This window comes from Streptomyces sp. 8K308 (assembly GCF_004348315.1).
Taxonomy (GTDB): Bacteria; Actinomycetota; Actinomycetes; order Streptomycetales; family Streptomycetaceae; genus Streptomyces.
The window spans coordinates 35,123-54,691 of sequence record NZ_SMKC01000002.1; the positions used below are offsets into that span (position 1 = coordinate 35,123).

The 19,569-nt window shown below is 74.1% G+C and carries 15 protein-coding genes; 4 read left to right on the forward strand and 11 right to left on the reverse strand.

From position 1 onward, the window contains the following. Window positions 1-28: 28 nt before the first annotated feature. Both E1265_RS00635 and E1265_RS00640 read right to left on the reverse strand, forming a co-directional pair. A complete protein-coding gene (locus E1265_RS00635) occupies window positions 29-670 on the reverse strand; it encodes a GNAT family N-acetyltransferase (protein WP_132928206.1) in 642 nt (213 codons plus the stop codon). A 10-nt stretch (window positions 671-680) separates the two neighbouring features. Next, window positions 681-2,615 carry an IucA/IucC family protein gene (locus tag E1265_RS00640; protein WP_132928207.1) on the reverse strand — a complete coding sequence of 645 codons (1,935 nt, stop codon included), beginning with the start codon at window positions 2,613-2,615 and terminating at the stop codon, window positions 681-683. A gap of 276 nt (window positions 2,616-2,891) precedes the next feature. On the opposite strand from E1265_RS00640, the gene E1265_RS00645 reads away from it, so the two are divergent. Continuing rightward, entirely contained in the window at window positions 2,892-4,118 is a 1,227-nt protein-coding gene (locus E1265_RS00645; RefSeq protein WP_132928208.1) for a hypothetical protein, read from the forward strand. A 64-nt stretch (window positions 4,119-4,182) separates the two neighbouring features. Here the strand turns inward: E1265_RS00645 and panD are convergent, their stop codons facing one another. The 6 genes from panD to miaA all read right to left on the reverse strand — a co-directional run bounded on the left by panD (window position 4,183) and on the right by miaA (window position 11,281). Then, window positions 4,183-4,608 (reverse strand): aspartate 1-decarboxylase, encoded by a 426-nt coding sequence (gene panD / locus E1265_RS00650; protein WP_132928209.1) that lies wholly within the window; start codon window positions 4,606-4,608, stop codon window positions 4,183-4,185. A 96-nt stretch (window positions 4,609-4,704) separates the two neighbouring features. Next, window positions 4,705-6,198 (reverse strand): GTPase HflX, encoded by a 1,494-nt coding sequence (hflX, locus tag E1265_RS00655; RefSeq protein WP_207930900.1) that lies wholly within the window; start codon window positions 6,196-6,198, stop codon window positions 4,705-4,707. A 166-nt stretch (window positions 6,199-6,364) separates the two neighbouring features. Further along, window positions 6,365-8,515, reverse strand: coding sequence for an HD domain-containing protein (locus E1265_RS00660; protein WP_132928210.1), 2,151 nt, complete (start codon window positions 8,513-8,515; stop codon window positions 6,365-6,367). A gap of 280 nt (window positions 8,516-8,795) precedes the next feature. Continuing rightward, complete coding sequence (gene dapF / locus E1265_RS00665) at window positions 8,796-9,695, reverse strand: diaminopimelate epimerase (protein WP_132928211.1); 900 nt, start codon at window positions 9,693-9,695, stop codon at window positions 8,796-8,798. A 20-nt stretch (window positions 9,696-9,715) separates the two neighbouring features. Beyond that, window positions 9,716-10,216, reverse strand: coding sequence for a hypothetical protein (locus tag E1265_RS00670; protein ID WP_132928239.1), 501 nt, complete (start codon window positions 10,214-10,216; stop codon window positions 9,716-9,718). A 117-nt stretch (window positions 10,217-10,333) separates the two neighbouring features. Beyond that, window positions 10,334-11,281: a tRNA (adenosine(37)-N6)-dimethylallyltransferase MiaA gene (miaA, locus tag E1265_RS00675; RefSeq protein WP_132928212.1), complete on the reverse strand. Its 948-nt coding sequence runs from the start codon at window positions 11,279-11,281 to the stop codon at window positions 10,334-10,336. A gap of 141 nt (window positions 11,282-11,422) precedes the next feature. On the opposite strand from miaA, the gene E1265_RS00680 reads away from it, so the two are divergent. Beyond that, window positions 11,423-11,593: a gliding motility protein gene (locus E1265_RS00680; protein ID WP_132928213.1), complete on the forward strand. Its 171-nt coding sequence runs from the start codon at window positions 11,423-11,425 to the stop codon at window positions 11,591-11,593. 42 nt (window positions 11,594-11,635) lie between these two features. Here E1265_RS00680 and E1265_RS00685 read toward each other — a convergent pair whose 3' ends face one another. After that, window positions 11,636-12,364 (reverse strand): hypothetical protein, encoded by a 729-nt coding sequence (locus E1265_RS00685; RefSeq protein ID WP_132928214.1) that lies wholly within the window; start codon window positions 12,362-12,364, stop codon window positions 11,636-11,638. Window positions 12,365-12,408: 44 nt separating this feature from the next. Continuing rightward, window positions 12,409-13,905, reverse strand: a complete 1,497-nt coding sequence (gene miaB, locus E1265_RS00690; protein ID WP_132928215.1) for a tRNA (N6-isopentenyl adenosine(37)-C2)-methylthiotransferase MiaB — start codon at window positions 13,903-13,905, stop codon at window positions 12,409-12,411. A 78-nt stretch (window positions 13,906-13,983) separates the two neighbouring features. Here miaB and E1265_RS00695 point away from each other — a divergent pair, with 78 nt between their 5' ends. Both E1265_RS00695 and E1265_RS00700 read left to right on the forward strand, forming a co-directional pair. Then, the gene (locus tag E1265_RS00695) at window positions 13,984-15,009 is read left to right on the forward strand and encodes a TAXI family TRAP transporter solute-binding subunit (protein ID WP_243740440.1); all 1,026 of its coding nucleotides are present in this window, start codon (window positions 13,984-13,986) and stop codon (window positions 15,007-15,009) included. A gap of 72 nt (window positions 15,010-15,081) precedes the next feature. Next, a complete protein-coding gene (locus tag E1265_RS00700; RefSeq protein WP_132928216.1) occupies window positions 15,082-18,150 on the forward strand; it encodes a glycoside hydrolase family 38 C-terminal domain-containing protein in 3,069 nt (1,022 codons plus the stop codon). Here the strand turns inward: E1265_RS00700 and E1265_RS00705 are convergent. Then, window positions 18,116-19,561, reverse strand: coding sequence for a HAMP domain-containing sensor histidine kinase (locus E1265_RS00705; RefSeq protein ID WP_132928217.1), 1,446 nt, complete (start codon window positions 19,559-19,561; stop codon window positions 18,116-18,118). The two genes, E1265_RS00700 and E1265_RS00705, sit on opposite strands and share 35 nt — an antisense overlap. Window positions 19,562-19,569: the final 8 nt, after the last annotated feature.

Consider the following 19,569-nt stretch of genomic DNA (forward strand, 5'->3'; position numbering starts at 1 on the left):
ACAGGGGCTCGGGCCGGCCGCCGGGCGCTCAGCGCTCCCTGAGCATCAAGGCGGCACGTTTCTCCGGGAGCAGGACCTCGCCGACCCGCCGGAAGCCGGCCGCGCGGAACGCGGCGATCGAGGCCGCGTTGCGCACGTCGGGCTCGGCGACCACGCGCCCACAGCGCGGCCGGTGGCGCAGCACGAGATCGGCGACGGCGCGCAGCAGGGCGGCGCCGACGCCGCGGCCGCGGTCCTCAGGGTCGCCGATCAGCAGGTGCAGCCCGGTGTCGTGCGGGCGGGACGGGTAGTGGTGGGCGAGCGGGTCGAGGTCGGCCCGGTAGATCTCCCAGTAGCTCATCGGCCGTCCGTCGAGCTCGCCGAGGCAGGGCACGCTCCGGCCGTCCCCGACGAGCTGGGCCCGAACATGCGCCGCGGTGCGCTCGGGAGGCCCGGCGAGCGACCAGAAGGCGTCGACCACCGGATCGTTCATCCAGGTGGCGAGGAGCTCGAGGTCACGGGCCGGCAGCGCGGGGACGAGGCGCAACGCCCCGGCCGGCGTGTCGATCGGCCCCCAGTCGGCGATCCGGCCGAGCGGGTGGGCCGGGTCGGCACAGTCCCCCTCAGCGTCCTGGTCCCCTTCGGGCTCCGCGGTGGCGGCGCCGCGGGGCCGGGTGTCGGCGTCGGACATGGCGGCTCCTTCAGGCGGCGGCCAGCGGGTTGGGGACCGTCACATAGACGGACTGGCCGTCCACCGGGCCGACGAGCTCGTCGAGGCCCTGCAGGCGGGTGAGCATGTTGGCCTTGCAGCGGAGGGTGGCCGACTCCAACAGGTGGACCACCAGCGACGAGACGGGAGTGCCGCCCGCCCCACGGGTCTCCTCGGTCAGGAAGCGGCGGAAGGCGGCCAGCAACAGGCCCTCGTCGGCCAGCTGTTGGGCCCCGAAGGCGCCGATCAGGCCGAGGACGTTGTTGATGCCGAGGTAGTAGGCGAAGCGCTCGTCCGCCACCTCGTCGGCCACGAAGGTGTCGGAGCGCTCACCGATTCCGGGCAACCGGCGCTCCAGAGCCGCGCGGTGCGAGGCGCGGAAGTAGTACCCCTGGTTGTCGCGGTAACGGCCGCCGGCCGGCCAGCCCTCGGCGTCGAGCAGGACCAGCGTGTTCTGCTGGTGGGCCTCGAGCGCCACGCCCGCCCGGGCGTCGAGCCAGAGCAACGGCCGCACCACCGTACGCAGATAGCGCAGCAGCCACTCGGCGGCCACGGCCGGGGTGCCGCGCCCGGTCCGGTCGGCGATGGCACACACCACGTCGGCCAGGCGGGAGCGCAGCTCGGCCTCGGGGCGGCCCGGCCAGGGCCGGGGGCCGGTGAGCGCCGCCAGGCACAGGGCGTCGTCCCGCGGGCCGAACGGGTTGTGCCGCAGGACGGTATCGAGTCCTGGCACGGGCCGGCCCTGGGCGTCGTCGACGGCGAGCCAGGCCGGGTCGCGCACGATGTCGAAGCCCGGTCCCGTCGGGAAGGCGGCGCGCCACTGCTCGCCGAGCCCACTGGAGAGCAGCCGGTGCACCTCGACGCCCCGGTGCAGTTCCTTGCGCAGGTTCTCCCGGCGGGAGTTGGTGATGCGCAGGGCGAGCGAGAGCTTGAGCATCGCTGCCGCGCCCGGCCGGTGCACGGTGCGGACCGAGGACGTGGGGTACCACGGTTCGCCGTGCTCGCCGAGGTCGTACAGCAGCCCGGCGCCCAACAGCGCGGCCACGGACGGGCGGTGCACCACGTCACGGGCCTGCCAGGGGTGCAGCGGGAGCGGCACCGTGCCGGGCGGGACGGCGAGCCCGGGGCCGGCGAGACGGGCGGCGAGCACCTCGGCCGGCACCGTCTCGCCGCGCTCCGTCCAGGCGGAGTCGGCGGCGAGCACCGAGCGGTCGACGGCCATCCAGTGCAGCGGGAACGAGCCGCGCAACTCGGGCGACGCGCGCCGGGCCTCGTGGCCGGCCAGGCCCTCGCGGCTCTTGGGGGTGGGGTGCAGCGGGTGGCCGAGCAGCAGGGACTGCTCGGCGTCGAGGAAGGCGTGGCCGTGCGCGGAGGGCCCCGGGGCGCGGCGATGCTCGGCCAGGAAGCCGGCGGTCCGCCGCACCGAGTCGGCGACCCGGCCGACCATCGCGGTGGCCTCGGCGCCGCCCTGTCTCGCGCCGCCCCGGTGCGCCGCCTCGCGGCCGAGCAGCGCGGCCAACGTGACCGCATCCACCGGGGCGGCGGCCGGCGGCGCGCCCTCGATGCGCACGGCGCCGAAGCGGTGCCAGCCGGTGGCCGACCAGTACCGCAGGCCGACGCGGAGCACGACGCCCGAGGCGGCGAGCGGGACGAACAGGGTGCGCCCGGCCGGCCTGACCGTGCCGGTCTCCCTGATCCAGCAGCGCAACAGGCTCTCCACGGTGGCCGCGTCGGCCGCCGCCTCGACGAGCGGATGCTCGAGCGGATCGGCGGCGTCCGCCGCCACCGCGCCCTCCTGCTCGGCCGGCTGAGACCGCTCGCCCCTCGGCTGCCGGGGAATGGCCGACTCCATGAGCCGGGCCGACCGGCGGCGGAAGGGCTGGCGCTCGCGGCCCGGGCTGCGGTCGGGACGAGGGCGTCCGTTCATCTCTCACCTGTCTGTGCTGGTGCTTCGTTGCTCCATCCGTAGTAACGACCGCGTGCACCCGGGAACACGGCCTGTGGCAAGATCCTTTGGGCGATCAGCGAAGCGCGCGCCGTTTGCCGAGCCTTCGCGCCCCGGTCGGGAACCGGGGACCCGCGTGCCACCGTCCACTTGGTCACCGGCATAGTGGAGGTCGCCTCCGTGCCGGCGGGATGGCGGACAAGCACTCCGAGCATCCCCGAGCAATACCCAGTGAGACCATCCAGGGGGAGTTCACCCATGTCATCGATACGCAGGCGGCCTTCGCGTCGCCGCGCCGCGCTCGCCGCCACCGCCATGGCGGCCTGTCTCGCGCTCACCGCAACCGCCTGCAACGGCGACGACGAGTCGAGCGACGACGCGCAGGCACCGACCGACAGCTCCTCGGAAGGAGCCGAGGGGGGTCGTGAACTCCAGGACGTGATCGACAGCCTGCCCTTCGACTTCGACGTCGACGCCTGGCTCGACGGCGGTTGGGAGAACTGGGACCAGGACACCTGGCTCCGCGAGGTCGGCGACTTCGTCAACCCGATCATCGAGGGCCTGTGGGACGCCGACCGCATGGGTCAGGCCGAGGACCCGGAGCAGTCGATCGACGACGACCAGATCGAGGAGGACCCGGACGCGCCGCAGGCCGACGACCCGATGGCCGACCGGGGCATCACCGACCCCGAGCCGCTGCCCGTCGAGGCCGTTCCGGTGCAGACGCCGTACACGGAGAACGGCGCGCCGATCGGCAAGGTGTTCTTCGACAGCCCGGAGGGACCGATGGTCTGCTCGGGCACCGTGATCGCGGACCCGAACAACCCGGGCCGCTCCAACCTGGTGGCCACCGCGGGCCACTGCGTGCACGCGGGCGTCGGCGGCGGTTGGTACCGCAACATCAGCTTCGTGCCGGCGTACAACAACAACGGCCTGAGCGCCGCCGAGGCCAACGACCCGGCCAACGCCGCCGAGGTCGCCCCGTACGGCGTCTTCTGGGCCAACTACGTGTCGACCACGCAGTACTGGATCGACAACGGCACCACCACGGGCGGCGAGGGTGCCCACGGTGACTTCGCGGTGCTGTCCGTGGAGCCGGAGGACGGCAGCGGCCGCTCGCTCGAGGAGACGGTCGGCGCGGCCGTCGAGGTCAACTTCGACGCCCCGGCGGTCTCCGGTCTCGGCTCCGTCTCGCTCTACGGCTTCCCGGCGGCCGAGCCCTACGACGGCGCCCTCATGTACAACTGCAACGGCGACCCGGGCCGGCTGTCCATCGACGCCACCATGCCGGTGCTCTACTGGGTCGGCTGCACCATGACCGGCGGTTCGTCCGGCGGCCCCTGGCTGCGGACCGGTGACGACGGGAACCCGGAGCTGATCTCGGTCAACTCTATCGGCCCGCTGGAGAGCACGTGGCTCGCCGGGCCGCGGCTCGACGTGGAGGCGCGCGACGTCCTCGAGTACGTGAGCCAGCAGGCCGGCTGATTACACCCACGCACGACGCAGGGGCCGGTGTCCGCTCGCGGACACCGGCCCCTGCGTGTGCTGGTCAGCCGCCGGTGGCGACGGCGCTCGGGCTCCGCTCGGTGCGGCTGCCGGGCACCGGCTCCGACGGGTCATTCCCCAGCCGGACGACGCGGTTGGCGCCGTCCACGTGGACGACGGTCGGCCGCAGCCGGCGGGCCTCGGCGTCGTCCACCTGGGCATAGCTGATGAGGATGACGAGATCGCCGGGCTTGACGAGGTGGGCCGCCGCGCCGTTGATCCCGATGACGCCGCTGCCCCTGGTGCCCTCGATCACATAGGTCTCGAGGCGGTTCCCGTTGTCGATGTCGACAATGTGGACCAGCTCGCCGGGCAGCAGGTCGGCCGCGTCCATCAGGTCGGCGTCGATGGTGACCGAACCGACGTAGTGCAGGTCCGCCTCGGTGACGGTGGCACGGTGGATCTTCGACTTGAACATGGTGCGCAACACGATGCACGTTCTCCCTGGTCGGAGGGGTCGCGCTCCCGGGAGGGATACACGCCGCCACCAGCATACGCGGGCGGCCACGCGCCCCTCCCGAGCCGGTCAGCCCCTGGCCGCCGGGACGTACGGCGCGAGCAGCGCCGCCAGCTCCTCGTGGACCTGGGCCTTGAGCAGCGTGCCATCGCCGGTGTGCTCCTCGGCGAGCACCTCGCCCTCCGCGTGCACCCGGGACACCAACGCGCCCTGGGTGTAGGGCACCAACGCCTCGAGCTCGACGGCCGGCCGCGGCAGCTCCGCGTCGATCGTGGCCAGCAGCTCGGCCATGCCCTGGCCGGTCTGCGCCGAGACGGCGATCGCCCGCCGCTCCGCGCGCAACAGCCGCTGGAGGACCAACTCGTCGGCCACGTCCGCCTTGTTGACGACCACGATCTCGGGGATGTCGCGCGCCCCGACCTCGCCGATCACCTCGCGGACGGCGGCCAGCTGCTCCTCGGGCACGGGGTGCGACCCGTCCACCACGTGGAGGATCAGGTCGGCCTCGCCGACCTCCTCCATGGTGGAGCGGAACGCCTCGACCAGGTCGTGCGGGAGGTGGCGCACGAAGCCGACGGTGTCGGCCAGCGTGTAGGCACGCCCGCTCGGGGTCTCGGCGCGGCGCACCGTCGGGTCCAGGGTGGCGAACAGCGCGTTCTCCACCAGGACGCCGGCGCCTGTGAGCCGGTTGAGCAGCGAGGACTTGCCGGCGTTGGTGTAGCCGGCGATGGCGACCGAGGGCACCTTGTTGCGGCGGCGCTCCTGGCGCTTGACCTCGCGGCCGGTCTTCATCTCCGCGATCTCCCGGCGCATCTTGGCCATCTTCTCGCGGATCCGCCGCCGGTCGGTCTCGATCTTGGTCTCACCGGGACCGCGGGTGGCCATGCCGCCGCCACCGCTTGAACCGCCGCCGCCCATCTGCCGGGAGAGCGACTGACCCCAGCCGCGCAGTCTCGGCAGCATGTACTGCATCTGGGCCAGCGAGACCTGGGCCTTGCCCTCGCGGGACTTGGCGTGCTGGGCGAAGATGTCCAGGATCAGGGCGGTGCGGTCGACCACCTTGACCTTGACGACGTCCTCCAGGTGGATGAGCTGACCGGGGCTCAGCTCACCGTCGCACACCACGGTGTCGGCGCCGCTCTCGAGCACCAGGTCGCGAAGCTCCTGGGCCTTGCCCGAGCCGATGTAGGTGGCCGGGTCCGGCTTGTCGCGGCGCTGGATCACGCCGTCGAGCACGAGCGCGCCCGCGGTCTCCGCGAGGGCGGCCAGCTCCGCGAGCGAGTTCTCCGCGTCCCTGGCCGTGCCTGAGGTCCAGACGCCGATCAGCACGACGCGCTCGAGGCGCAGCTGCCGGTACTCGACCTCGGTGACGTCCTCGAGCTCGGTGGAGAGGCCGACGACGCGGCGCAACGCAGCGCGGTCTTCGCGGTCGAACTGCTCACCGTCCCGCTCCTCGTCGATACCGCTCCAGGCGACGTCCTCGTCCATCAGGGCGTCGGCCCGGCGGCCGGCGGTGCGGTGCTGGTGGTCCTGAGGAATGTGAGGAAGAGAGGAGAAGGTCAATTCGATCCTTAGGGTCGACTGCGATGACTGTCCGGGGAACGCCTGGGCGAACCGGAGAATTCCCGCGGCGCGCACCATAGTGGCACGCCGGCACCGCCCCGTCATCCGGGTTTGGCGGCGGTTTCCGGCCCGGCCCGCGGCCGCGCGGATCTGCGGGGTCCCGGCGTCAGGGCCTGGTGTGCACGGCGCGGCTCACGTCGTAGACGCCGGGGACGCGGCGCATGGCCCGCATCAGCCCCGGGAGCCTGGAGGCGTCGGGCAGTCGCAGGGTGTAGGTGTGCCGGACGCGCTGCTGGCGCGGCGGCTCGACCTCGGCGTGCACCACGGCGACGCCCTGCGCCGCGATGGCCTCGGTGAGGTCGGCGAGCAGCTCGGCGCGGCCCAGGGCCTCGGCGCGCAGCGTGACGCGGCCCTCCACGGCCCCCGAGCGCCAGCTGACGGCCAGCGGCTGCCGCCCGGCGCCGACCATGCGGACCGCGGAGGGACAGCTCTCCCGGTGCACGGTGACGGCCCCGCCACGCACCGTGAAGCCGAGGGCGCGGTCCGGCGGCACCGGGGTACAGCAGCGGGCGAGCCTGACGGGGGCGCCGGGCGCGTCGGGCACCTCGGCGCCCTGGGCCTCGGCCGCGACCTCGCCGGGCGGCCGGGGCGCGCCGGCGGTGCCCGGCTGCGTGCCGGGCGCCGGCACCCGGGTGCGGGCGCGCGGCTCGGCGACGGGCGCGGCACGCTCCGGCTCGCCCTCCGCCTCGGGGGTCCGCGCGTCGAGCCAGCGGCGGATGGCGATCCTGGCGGCCGGCGTGACGGCGTAGTCAAGCCACTCGGGTGACGGGCCCGAGCCACCGTCGGGGGCGAGCAGCAGCCGCACCGTGTCCCCGTCGCGCAGCACGGTGCGCAGGCTGGCGAGCCGGCCGTTGACCCGGGCGCCGAGGCAGGCGTGCGCGGCCTTGCCGTGCCGGGCGTAGGCCGCGTCCACGCAGGTGGCGCCGGCCGGCAGCTGGAGCGGGCCCTCGTCGGCCCGCTCGGCGAACACGGTGATCTCCCGGTCGCTGGCGAGTTCGTCGCGCAGCGAGCTCCAGAAGGTGTCGGGGTCCGGCTCCTGCCGCTGCCATTCGAGCAGCCGGGAGAGCCAGCCGGGCCGGGTGGGGTCGGCGCGCTCGGTGTCGTCCCCCGCGGCCTCACCGTCGGCCGACCGGTGCGGGTCACCGAGGGCCACGACGCCGGTCTCGGCGACGCGGTGCATCCGGTGGGTGCGCACCAGCACCTCGGCGAGGCGTCCCTCGTCGTCGAGGAAGGCGGTGTGCAGCGACTGGTACAGGTTGAACTTGGGCGCCGCGATGAAGTCCTTGAACTCCGAGACGACGGGGGTGAAGCAGGTGTGCAGCTCGCCGAGCACCGCGTAGCAGTCGGCGTCCTCGCCGACGAGGATCAGCAGCCGGCCGTAGTCGCAGGGGCCGAGCTCGCCGCGTTTGCGGCGGGCCCGGTGCACCGAGAGGACGTGTCGCGGCCTGATGTGCACCTCGGCGGCGACGCCGGCCGCGCGCAGCACCTCGCGGACGGCCTCGGCGACGGCGGCGAGCGGGTCGGGGCGCCTGGCGTGCTCGCGGATCAACGCCTTGGCCTGCGTGTGCTCCTCTGGGTGCAGGACGGCGAAGACCAGGTCCTCGAGCTCGGTCTTGAGGGTCTGCACGCCGAGCCGCTCGGCCAGCGGGACCAGCACGTCGCGGGTGACCCGGGCGATGCGGGCCTGCTTCTCGGGACGCATCACGCCCAGGGTCCGCATGTTGTGCAGCCGGTCGGCGAGCTTGATGGACATGACCCGGACGTCGCTGCCGGTGGCGACCAGCATCTTGCGGAAGGTCTCGGGCTCGGCGGCGGCGCCGTAGTCCACCTTCTCCAGCTTGGTGACGCCGTCCACGAGGTGGCGGACCTCGTCGCCGAAGGCGGTGCCGACCTGATCGAGGGTCACCTCGGTGTCCTCGACGGTGTCGTGGAGCAGCGAGGCGGTCAACGTGGTGGTCTCGGCGCCGAGTTCGGCCAGGATCAGCGTCACGGCCAGCGGGTGGGTGATGTACGGCTCGCCGCTCTTGCGGGTCTGACCGCGGTGCGCGGACTCGGCCAGCAGGTAGGCGCGGCGCAGCGCGTCCAGGTCGGCGCCCGGATGGTGGCGGCGATGAACCTGGGCGACGTGTTCGATGGCGTCGGGCAGCCGGTTGTTGACGGCCGTTCCGAAGATGGCAGCGCGGCCGAGCTGACGCAGCCTCAGCACGTCCCGGCGATGCCCCCGCCGGCCTCTCGGTGCTGTCGCCTCTGCGCTCATGGGGTGGCACCTCCCGCGGTCTCCAGACCGGACCGCGGCTCATCTCAGTGATCCCCGTGACCTGTGATCCCGCAGCGGCGCCGGTGCTTGATGCTACCGAGCCCAGCGCGCCGCCCTGACCACCGGCCGCCCCTAACGTGGTGGATCACCCAGGCGAGTCACTTATGTCCGGGGAAAGCTGGCTGAAAGCGATGGTCCGACAGGCCAGGAAACGTCCGGCGCACGACGGGCGCACATCAGCGCACGTCAGCGCCGTTCCCGGTGGGCGTGGGGGGCGGCGTCAGTCGAGCAGGGCCGGGTGGAGGGTGCCCTCGGCCACCAGGACGGCGGGGCCGGCGAGGGTGACGGTGCCCTCGGGGGCCTCGGTGACGACCAGTCGGCCGCCGGGCACGTCCACGGTGTAGACGGCCGTCTCGCCGTCCAGCGCGGGGTCGAGCCCGTCGCGGCGGGCCGCGGCGACGGCCACGGCGCAGGCGCCGGTGCCGCAGGAGCGGGTCTCGCCCGAGCCGCGCTCGTGGACCCGGAGCGCCACGTGGCGCGGGCCGCAGTCCACGACGAACTCGACGTTGACCCCGGTGGGGAAGGCGGTGGCCGGCGCGACGGCCGGTGGGTCGAACAGCCGCCCCGCGTGGCCCAGGTCCTCGACGAAGGCCACCGCGTGCGGGTTGCCCATGTCCACCTGGAGTGCGGGCCAGCGGCGCTCCCCCACGGCGACGGTGGCGGCCGGCTCCGGGCCGGCCGGCAGCCGGGCGGCGCCCATGTCGACGACCACGTCGCCGTCCTCCGCGAAGCGGACGCGGCGCACGCCGGCCCGGGTGGCGATCGGCAGCCACTCCCCCGCCCCGCCGGCGGCGGCGCCGTCCTTGACGAGGGTGGCGTGGCGCAGGTAGTGCGCGAAGACGCGGACGCCGTTGCCGCACATCTCGGCCAGGCTGCCGTCCGCGTTGCGGTAGTCCATGAACCACTCGGCCTCGCCCGCCAGGGCGCGGGCCGCCGGGTCCGCGGCTGAGCGCACCACGCGCAGCACGCCGTCCCCGCCGACGCCGGCGCGCCGGTCGCAGATCCGGGCCACGGCGGCGGCCGTGAGGTCGAGCCGCCCCTCGGGGTCGGGGATGATGACGAAGTCGTTCTCGGTGCCGTGTCCCTTGAGGAACGGCACGGGCTGCGCGGTGGTGCTCACCCGCCCGATGGTAGTCGGGGTCAGCGCAGGCCGGCGACGCGCCAGACGGCGAGCAGGGCGAAGAGGACGAGGCCGAGGCCGTAGAGCGCGAGCACCCGCCAGTCGGGGCGGCGTCCCGAGCCGCGCGGCGGCAGCCCTGGCCAGGTGAAGCCGGCCCGGCCGGCGGCCATCATGCCCCAGCCGGCGGCGCTGCAGCCGATCAGCAGGCCGAGCATGGCGACCACGGCGCCCGCGCCGTCGAAGGCGAAGGCCAGGGGGAAGGCGAACATCAGGGCGCCGAGCAGGCTCAGCACGACGATGGGGGCGAAGAGGACGAGCTTCAGCCGCCGGGGCGGACGCAGCTCCTCGTAGGACTCGCCGCCGGCCGCGGGGTCGGGCGCCGCCACGGTCTCCGCGTAGCCGTCGCCGGCGACCGGTCCCGTGTCGACGTGGAGTTCGGCACCGGTCTCCGTGTCGAGGCGGGACGGGGGCGCGGGGACGTCCTCCGCCGTGCCGTTGCTTTCGCGAGGGCTGGCCTCCATCGCCACGCGCCCTCCCTACCTGGTTCCAACGGTTCACGGCCATTGCGACATTGCTCGATGATGGCACGCGCGATGGCCGCTCCCGCCCGCTTGGAGCGTCCCGATGCCATCACGTGATCAGGATGTGACCGTCCGTTCGAGCAGTTTCCACGCCCGTTCCACGAGCCCCTCGCGCCCCTGCCGTGACCCGTCGAGCCAGTGCACGCGCGCGTCGCGGCGGAACCAGCTCTCCTGCCTGCGGGCGAAGCGCCGGGTGGCGCGAACCGTCTCCTCCCGCGCCTCGTGCTCTTCGCACTCGCCAGCCAGGGCGGCCAGCACCTGGTGGTAGCCGAGGGCGCGCGACGCGGTGCGCCCGGAGCGCAGCCCGACGCGCTCCAGGGCGCGCACCTCGTCGACGAGTCCGGCCCGCCACATCCGGTCCACCCGGTCGGCGATCCTGGCGTCCAGCTCGGCGCGGTCCACGGCGACGCCGAGCTGCAGCGTCGGATAGACGGTGGGGTCGGCGCCCGGGCCCGGCAGCTGCGCCGTGAAGGGGCGGCCGGTGATCTCGATGACCTCCAGGGCGCGGACGATCCGGCGTCCGTTGCTCGGCAGGATGGCCTCGGCGGCCCTGGGGTCGGCGGCGGCCAGCCGGGCGTGCAGGGCGCCGCTACCGACCGTGGCGAGCTCCTCCTCGAGGCGCGCGCGGACGGCGGGCTCGGTGCCGGGGAACTCCAGGGCGTCGATGGCGCCGCGCACGTAGAGGCCGGAGCCGCCGACGAGCACGGGGGTGCGGCCGGCCGCGAGCAGCCGGTCGATGGTGGACCTGGCCAGCCGCTGGTACTCGGCCACGCTCGCGGTCACGGTGACGTCCCACACGTCGAGCAGGTGGTGCGGCACGCCCCGGCGCTCCTCCTCGGTGAGCTTGGCGGTGCCGATGTCCATGCCGCGGTACAGCTGCATCGAGTCGGCGTTGACCACCTCGCCGCCGAGGCGCTCGGCCAGGGCGACACCGAGGTCGGACTTGCCGGCCGCGGTCGCCCCGACGACGGCGATGACCTGCGGTGCTGAGGCTGGCGTGTTCACCCGGGCAGTCTCGCAGACAGGCGGCCGGTCCTCGAACGAGCGACGTGACGCCGGGGGGATTCGGGTCGTTGAGGTTCCGAGGGCGAACCGCCGGTCTTCCGGCCGGGCCTCGCCCGCGAGTCGTCAGGTCAGGAGAGGTTCATGGGAGTGTTCAGCTGGTTGCGTCGCCGTGCCGCCGAGGGGGAGCCGCCCGCCGGCGAGGGCGCTGAGGCGGCCGACACCGGCGCCGCGGCGGAGTCGGTCGGCATCCCGAAGCAGACGGCGGCCGCCGAGGCGGCCGACAGCGAGGCCGGGGAGGGCGCCCGCACGTAGTGCCGGCCGGGGCCGCCGGCTGGCTCGGCCCGCTCCGGGTCCTCAGGACCAGGAGGCGACGAAGTAGCCGACCCCGTAGGGCGCCTCGTCGTAGAGCAGCCGGCCGGCGAGGCCCGCGCCGTCGGCCGCCGCGGCGAGCAGCTGCCAGCCGGACCGGCCGGCGGCCCCGAGCTCGGCCGCGAGCCCGGCGTCCACGCCGCGCAGGGCGGTCAGGTCGGCCGCGCCGAGGGCGCGCGCCGCGGCGGCGTCGAAGTCGGCCGCGCGCTCGTCGAAGTAGCCGGGCGCCTTGGGTGAGCGGCAGGTGCTGCCGTCGCCCAGGACGAGCAGCGCGAGCCGCTCCGCGCCGCTCACGAGGTCACGGCCGGCGGCGGCGCACCGCTCCGGGTTGAGCTCCTCGCCGACGGCCAGCGCGGACACGGGGGACGAGCGCCAGCCGACGCGCTCGAGCAGCCAGGAGCCCACGGTCAGCGAAGGGGGCAGCGAAGGGGGAAGCGCGGGCTCACCCGGGGTCTCGGGCTCCGAGCCCCCGAGCACTGTCTCGACGCCGACCCCGAAGCCGCGCAGCGAGCCCCGGCTGCCGGCGGCGAAGTGGACGAGGCCGTCGCCGGTCGCCGGGCCCGCGACCACGAGCCGCTCCGGCCGGGCCGCGGACAGCACGGCGAGCGCGTCGTAACAGGCGGCGCGCGCCGCGTCGAGCTCGTGGGCGGCGCCCCCTGCGACCTCGGGGACGAGCAGCGGTGGACAGGGACAGACGGCGGCGGCGACGAGCATGCCCGGAGCCTAACCCCGGGGCCCGGTCCGACGTCTTCCGCCGGTCAGGACACCGCGCAGCCGCCGGCCGGTTCCGGCAGCGAGGCGGGGACGCCGACGCCCGGCAGTCCCAGCATCACGCCGGCCGGCTTGGCGTCCGCGGCCGGGGCGGCGGTGCGCCGCTCCCAGGCGTCCCCCGAGCGGGTGCGCCGGACGGCCCTGACCTCGCCCTCGGCCAGCAGGTGGTGCGGGGCGGCGTAGGTGATCTCGACGGTGGCCAGGTCGCCCGGCCTGACCGGTTCCGTCGGGCGGCTGAAGTGCACGAGACGGTTGTCGGGGGCCCGGCCGGAGAGCCGCCGGGTGGCGTCGTCCTTGCGGCCCTCGCCCTCGGCGACCAGCACCTCGACGGTGCGGCCGACCTGCTTCTTGTTCTCCGCCCAGGAGATCTCCTCCTGGAGGGCGACGAGGCGCTCGTACCGGGCCTGGACGACCTCCTTGGGGACCTGCCCCGCCATCTCGGCCGCCGGGGTGCCGGGCCGCTTGGAGTACTGGAAGGTGAAGGCCTGCGCGAAGCGGGACTCGCGCACCACGTGCAGGGTCTCCTCGAAGTCCTCCTCGGTCTCGCCGGGGAAGCCCACGATGATGTCGGTGGTGATGGCCGCGTCCGGGATGGCCGCCCTGACCTTCTCGATGATGCCCAGGTAGCGCTCCTGGCGGTAGGAGCGGCGCATGGCGCGCAGCACCCGGGAGGAACCGGACTGCAGGGGCATGTGCAGCTGGGGCATCACGTTGGGCGTCTCGGCCATGGCCTCGATGACGTCGTCGGTGAAGTCACGCGGGTGCGGCGAGGTGAAGCGGACCCGCTCCAGACCCTCGACGCGGCCGCAGGCGCGCAACAGCTTGGAGAACGCCTGGCGGTCGCCGATGTCCGAGCCGTAGGCGTTGACGTTCTGGCCGAGCAGGGTGATCTCGCTGACGCCCTCCGCGACCAGCGTCTCGATCTCGGCGAGGATGTCGCCTGGCCTGCGGTCCTTCTCCTTGCCGCGCAGCGCGGGCACGATGCAGAAGGTGCAGGTGTTGTTGCAGCCGACGGAGATGGCGACCCAGGCGGCGTAGGCGCTCTCGCGGCGGGTCGGCAGGGTGGAGGGGAACGCCTCGAGCGACTCGGCGATCTCGACCTGGGCCTCGCGCTGGATCCTGGCGCGCTCAAGCAGCACCGGCAGGCTGCCCACGTTGTGCGTGCCGAAGACGACGTCGACCCAGGGGGCGCGGCGCACGATGGTGTCCCGGTCCTTCTGGGCCAGGCAGCCGCCGACGGCGATCTGCATGCCGGGGCGCGCGCTCTTCTTCGGCGCGAGCTGGCCCAGGTTGCCGTAGAGCCGGTTGTCCGCGTTCTCCCGGACCGCGCAGGTGTTGAAGACCACGATGTCGGCCGCGTCGGCTCCGGGCTCGGCGGGAACGTAGCCGGCGGACTCGAGCAGCCCGGCCATTCGCTCCGAGTCGTGGACGTTCATCTGGCAGCCAAACGTCCTGACTTGGTACGTGCGCGCGACTTCCGGCATGCGAGAACTCAATCCAAATCGATCCGGGACCAGCTGGAGGCAGTCCCCAAGTCTACGTTCCGCTGGTAGCTTGCTCGGGTGGCTCCCAGTGCGCAGGACCGCCGCCTGCTCTCCATGCGTTCGCTGCGCCGCCAGCCGGTGCCCGTGCTGCTCGGTGTGGCGGTCTCGCTCGTCGTGCTTGCCGGTCTGCTGTGGCGGCCGCTCTTCGGCGCCGACGCGCGGCCTTCCGGCTCGGTGACCATGAGCACCGGGGTCGCGAGCGGCGTCTACTCCCGGTACGGGGAGCTGTTGCGCGGCCAGCTCGCGCGGGACGCCCCGGGCCTGGAGATAACGCTCGAGCCGAGCGAGGGCTCGGTGCAGAACATCGAGCGGCTGGTGGCCGGGGAGGCGGACTTCGCCATCGCCACCGCCGACGCGATAGCCGCCTACCAGGCGTCCGGGGGCGAGGGCATCGACCGGCTGCGGGCGTGCGCGCGGCTCTACGACGACTACATACAGCTGGTGGTGCCGGCCGACTCCCCGGTGCAGGACACCGCTGATCTGGCCGGGCTGCGGGTGGGCGTGGGCCAGGACCAGTCGGGGGTGCAGCCGGCGGCCAGGCAGCTGCTCGAGGCGGCCGGCCTCGACATGGAAGAGGACATCGAGGCGATCCGCTCGGGCATCAACGCGATGCCGAGGATGCTGGAGGCGGGCCGGCTCGACGCCTTCTTCTGGTCCGGTGGGCTGCCCACCTCGGCGGTGGAGCGGCTGGCGGCCAACACCGAGATCCGCCTGGTGCCGCTCGAGGACCTGCTGCCCGCGCTGACGGCGCTCGGCCCGCAGAACGCGTACTACCGGGCGGCGGGGCTGCCGCCCGACGCCTACCCCGACATCATCGGCTCGCAGGTCGTGGACACCCTGGCGGTGGCGAACCTGCTGCTCACGACGGACGCCGTGGACGACGCGCTGACCGAGCAGGTGACCAGGTCCGTGATCAACGGCCGGGACCGCATCGGGCAGGAGGTACACGCGGCGCAGCGCGTGGACCGGCGCACGGCCATCTACACCCAGCCGCTCGAACTGCACCCGGGCGCCCGCGACTACTACCGCTCCGTCAAGCCCTGAGCCCCCGGCCCCAACGCCCTCCAGCCTCTCCGTCGTCCATCGCGCCACGACCGACAAGGGAGTCAGCCGAGCATGCACGATGACCGCAATCTCGTCGAACAGCGACTGCACCGGGTGCTGACCGAGCGGATCAGGCCAGCCGTCCACGGTCCCGCCGTGCCGCTGGCCCTGGAGCGCTGGGACGCGCCGGGCGAACCGGTACCGGTGGCGGACGGGCTCGCCGCCTCCTACCGCCCGTCCGCCGTCGGCGACGCGTGGGGGCCGGCCTGGGGCACCACGTGGTTCCGGGTGACGGGCCTGGTGCCGGCCGAGTGGGCGGGGCGCACCGTGGAGGCCGTGCTCGACCTGGGCTTCGACCGGCGGATGCCGGGGTTCCAGTGCGAGGGCCTGGTCTACCGGCCGGACGGCGAGGCCGTGAAGGGGCTGCACCCGCACAACGACTGGGTGCGGATCGCCGAGGCCGCGGCCGGCGGGGAGCGCGTCGAGCTGCTGGTGGAGGCGGCCGCCAACCCGATCCTCAACGAGCAGGGTCCTGGGCCGCTCGGTGACCGGCTGACGGCGGGCGACGACCCGCTGTACCGGGTGACGCGGATGGACCTCGCGGTCTTCGAGCCCGAGGTGTGGGAGCTGGTGCAGGACCTGGAGGTGCTCGGCGGTCTCATGACCCGGCTGGCCCTCGAGGACGCCAGGCGGTGGACGATCCTGCGGGCCGTGGAGGGCGCGCTCGACGCACTCGACCTGGACGACGTCGTCCGCAGCGCGCCCGCGGCGCGGGCCGCGCTGGCCGGGGTGCTGGCCGATCCGGCGCACGCCTCGGCGCACCGGGTGAGCGCGGTGGGGCACGCGCACATCGACTCGGCGTGGCTGTGGCCGCTGCGCGAGACGGTGCGGAAGGTGGCGCGCACCTCGGCGAACGTGGTGGCGCTGATGGACGACCACCCGGAGTTCGTCTTCGCGATGTCGCAGGCACAGCAGCTCGCCTGGCTCAAGGAGCACCGGCCCGAGGTGTACGCGCGGGTCAAGAAGCGGGTGGCGGACGGCTCTTTCGTGCCGGTGGGCGGCATGTGGGTGGAGTCGGACACCAACATGGTCGGCGGCGAGGCCATGGCCAGGCAGTTCGTGTACGGCAAGCGGTTCTTCCTCGAGGAGTTCGGGATCGAGACCGAGGAGGTGTGGCTGCCGGACTCGTTCGGCTACACGGCGGCCCTGCCGCAGCTGGTGCGGCTCTCCGGCTCGACGTGGTTCCTGACGCAGAAGATCTCCTGGAGCCAGACCAACGCCTTCCCACACCACACGTTCTGGTGGGAGGGGATCGACGGCACCCGGGTCTTCACGCACTTCCCGCCGGTGGACACCTACAACTCCGACCTCGGCGGCGAGCAGCTTGCCCACGCGGCCGCCAACTACCGTGAGAAGGGCCGGGGTTCGCGTTCGTTGGTACCGTTCGGCTTCGGCGACGGCGGGGGCGGCCCCACCCGCGAGATGCTGGCGCGCGCCCGCCGGCTGCGGGACCTGGAGGGCTCACCACGGGTGGAGATCGAGCGGCCGGCGGCGTTCTTCGCCAAGGCGGCGGCCGAGTACGAGGACGCCCCGGTGTGGGTGGGCGAGCTGTACCTGGAGCTGCACCGGGGCACCTACACCTCACAGGCCAAGACCAAGCAGGGCAACCGGCGCAGCGAGTCGCTGCTGCGGGAGGCCGAGCTGTGGGCGGCGACGGCGGCGGTGCGGGTGCCGGGGTACGGGTATCCGCACGAGCGGCTCGACGCGATCTGGAAGACGGTCCTGCTGCACCAGTTCCACGACATCCTGCCCGGCTCGTCGATCGCCTGGGTGCACCGGGAGGCGCGCGCCACCTACGCGCGGCTGCGGGAGGAGCTGTTGGCGCTGGTCGACGAGGCACAGCGGGCGCTGGCGGGCGGCGGCGCGGGCACCGTGGTGTTCAACGCGGCGCCGCACGAGCGGGGCGGGGTGCCGGCCGGCGGGGCCCGGCCGCGCGCGGAGCTGGCGCCGGCGGCCGAACCGGTCACCGTGGAGCAGGTCACGGTGGAGCAGGGCGGTACCGGTGGCTTCACGCTGGCCAACGGGCTGCTGCGGGTGGTGGTCGACGGGCGTGGCCTGGTGGTCTCGGTCGTCGAGCTGGCGTCGGGCCGGGAGGCGATCGCGCCGGGCGGCGCGGGCAACCTGCTCCAGCTCCACCCCGACCTGCCCAACCTGTGGGACGCCTGGGACGTCGACTCCTTCTACCGACACCGGGTCACCGACCTGGTCGCGGTGGACGAGCTGACGCTCGAGTCCGCCTCGCCCGAGGCGGCGACGGTCGCGGTGACCCGCTCGTTCGGGGCGGGTTCGCGGGTGACGCAGCGGCTGACGCTGCGGGCCGGCGCCCGGGTGCTCGACGCGGAGGCCGACGTCGACTGGCACGAGCGGGAGAAGATCCTCAAGGCCGCGTTCCCGCTGGACGTGAAGGCCGACCAGTCGGCGGCGGAGACCCAGTTCGGGCACGTCCACCGGCCCACCCACACCAACACCTCGTGGGAGGCCGCCAAGTTCGAGATCTGCGCGCACCGGTGGCTGCGGGTGGCCGAGCCCGGCTGGGGCGCGGCCGTCGTCAACGACTCGACATACGGGCACGACGTCACCCGCGAGGTCCGTCCGGACGGCGGGCAGACGACGACGGTGCGGCTGTCGCTGCTGCGCGCCCCGCGCTACCCGGACCCGGAGACCGACCAGGGTGGGCACCTGCTGCGGTACGCGCTCGCGCCGGGTGCCTCCGTGGTCGACGCGGTCTCGGAGGGGCACCGGATCAACCTGCCGGAGCGTGCGGTGCCGGGCTCAGCCGCGGTGGAGCCGCTGGTGACGGTGGCCGGCGACGGCCTGGTGGTGGCGGCCGTGAAGCTGGCGGACGACCGGAGCGGCGATGTGGTGGTCCGGCTCTACGAGGCGACGGGCGGCCGGTCGACCGGGCGCCTGGTGGCCGGCTTCCCGCTGGCGGCGGTGGCCACGACCGATCTGCTGGAGCGCCCGCTGGCCGCCGGCCCGCTGGCACCGGAGTGCGCGATCGACGCGGAGGGCGGTGTGCCGCTCACGCTGCGCCCGTTCCAGATCGTCACTCTGCGGCTGACGCCTGCCGCTCGGGACTGACCGGCCGCGGCCGGGTCGCGCCCGGCCGCTCCGGGCCGTAGCGGGGCAGGGTGATCGTCACCCGCAGGCCGTGGGGCCGGTTGTGGTCGTAGGCGACGGCGGCGCCGGCGGCGCCGAGCAGGGCGCCGACGATGGACAGGCCGAGCCCGGAGCCGTTGATGTTCTGGTGCCGGCCGCTGCGCCAGAAGCGGTCACCGATCCGCTCCAGCTCGGCCTCATCGAGGCCGGGGCCGGTGTCGGCGGTGACGATGGTGACCTGGTCCCCGCCGGCTGCGACGGTCAGCGCGACCTCGCCGCCGCTCGGGGTGAACTTGAGCGCGTTGTCGACGATCGCGTCCAGCGCGCTGGAGAGGCCGACCGGGTCGGCCCAGCCGGTGGCGGCCGCCGGCCCGGAGAAGTGGAGGTCGACGCCGCGACGCTCGGCGACGGGCTGCCAGGCGGCAAGCCGCTCGGCGACCAGCGCGGCGACGTCGGTGGTGGCCAGGTCGGCCGGGCTGTGCTCGGCCAGGGCCAGGTCCAGCAGGCCATCGAGGACGGTGGCGAGACGCTTGCCCTCGGCCCGCACGGAGGCGATCTCCGCGTTGTCGTCCGGCAGCTCGAGGCCCAGCAGGTCGATCCGCAGCAGCAGCGCGGCCAGCGGGTTGCGCAGCTGGTGGGAGGCGTCGGCGACGAAGGCGCGCTGCTGTTCGAGCACCTGCTCGACGTTGTCGGCCATCTCGTTGAAGGAGTGCGCGAGCCGGCGCAGCTCCGGTGGCCCGCCGGAGGGGGCGACGCGGGCGGTCAGCCGCCCGGTGGCTATTTCGTGGGTGGCCCGGTCGAGCACCCGCACCGGGCGCAGCACCCAGCTGGTGAGCTGGAAGGCGGCGGCCACGGCGAGCAGGGTGGCGGCGGCGAGGCCGGCCACGATGGGCATCCAGCCGCTGAGGATGCGGGCCCGGAGCGGACCGGTGGGCGATTCGGTGACCACCACGGCGATCACGTCGCCGTCCCTGATCACCGGCGAGGCCACCACCAGCATCCGGTCGGTGTTCCACGGCCACACCTGGCTCGGGCCCTCGCTACGCCGGCCGGCGAGCGCCTCGGCGAACTCCTGCGCGTGCTTGCCGCCGGGCACCTGCCAGTCGCGGGGCGCCGCGGCCATCGACTCGCCGTCGCGCTGGAAGACGCCGGCGCGGATGCCGTAGACCTCGTAGTAGGTGTCGAGCTCCAGCTGGAGGGCGGCGAGCTGGTCGCCGCCGGAGTCGCCGGCGGCGAACTGGGCCAGCGAGGCGAAGCGCGCGGTGTCGTCGATCCGGTCGACGATGACGCGCTGCTGCTCGCTGCGCGCCTGGCTGGCGGCGAGCGGGACGCCGAGGGCGAGCAGCACACCGGCGAGCAGGACGATGAGCAGCGGGAGCAGACGTGAGCGCATGAGTAGTG

Bases quoted from the DNA above. Each gene is read 5' to 3' on its own strand.
- E1265_RS00635 (WP_132928206.1), bottom strand. From the start codon at position 670: ATGTCCGACGCCGACACCCGGCCCCGCGGCGCCGCCACCGCGGAGCCC.
- E1265_RS00640 (WP_132928207.1), bottom strand. From the start codon at position 2,615: ATGAACGGACGCCCTCGTCCCGACCGCAGCCCGGGCCGCGAGCGCCAG.
- E1265_RS00645 (WP_132928208.1), top strand. From the start codon at position 2,892: ATGTCATCGATACGCAGGCGGCCTTCGCGTCGCCGCGCCGCGCTCGCC.
- E1265_RS00660 (WP_132928210.1), bottom strand. From the start codon at position 8,515: ATGAGCGCAGAGGCGACAGCACCGAGAGGCCGGCGGGGGCATCGCCGG.
- E1265_RS00670 (WP_132928239.1), bottom strand. From the start codon at position 10,216: ATGGAGGCCAGCCCTCGCGAAAGCAACGGCACGGCGGAGGACGTCCCC.
- E1265_RS00680 (WP_132928213.1), top strand. From the start codon at position 11,423: ATGGGAGTGTTCAGCTGGTTGCGTCGCCGTGCCGCCGAGGGGGAGCCG.
- E1265_RS00685 (WP_132928214.1), bottom strand. From the start codon at position 12,364: ATGCTCGTCGCCGCCGCCGTCTGTCCCTGTCCACCGCTGCTCGTCCCC.
- miaB (WP_132928215.1), bottom strand. From the start codon at position 13,905: ATGCCGGAAGTCGCGCGCACGTACCAAGTCAGGACGTTTGGCTGCCAG.
- E1265_RS00700 (WP_132928216.1), top strand. From the start codon at position 15,082: ATGCACGATGACCGCAATCTCGTCGAACAGCGACTGCACCGGGTGCTG.
- E1265_RS00705 (WP_132928217.1), bottom strand. From the start codon at position 19,561: ATGCGCTCACGTCTGCTCCCGCTGCTCATCGTCCTGCTCGCCGGTGTG.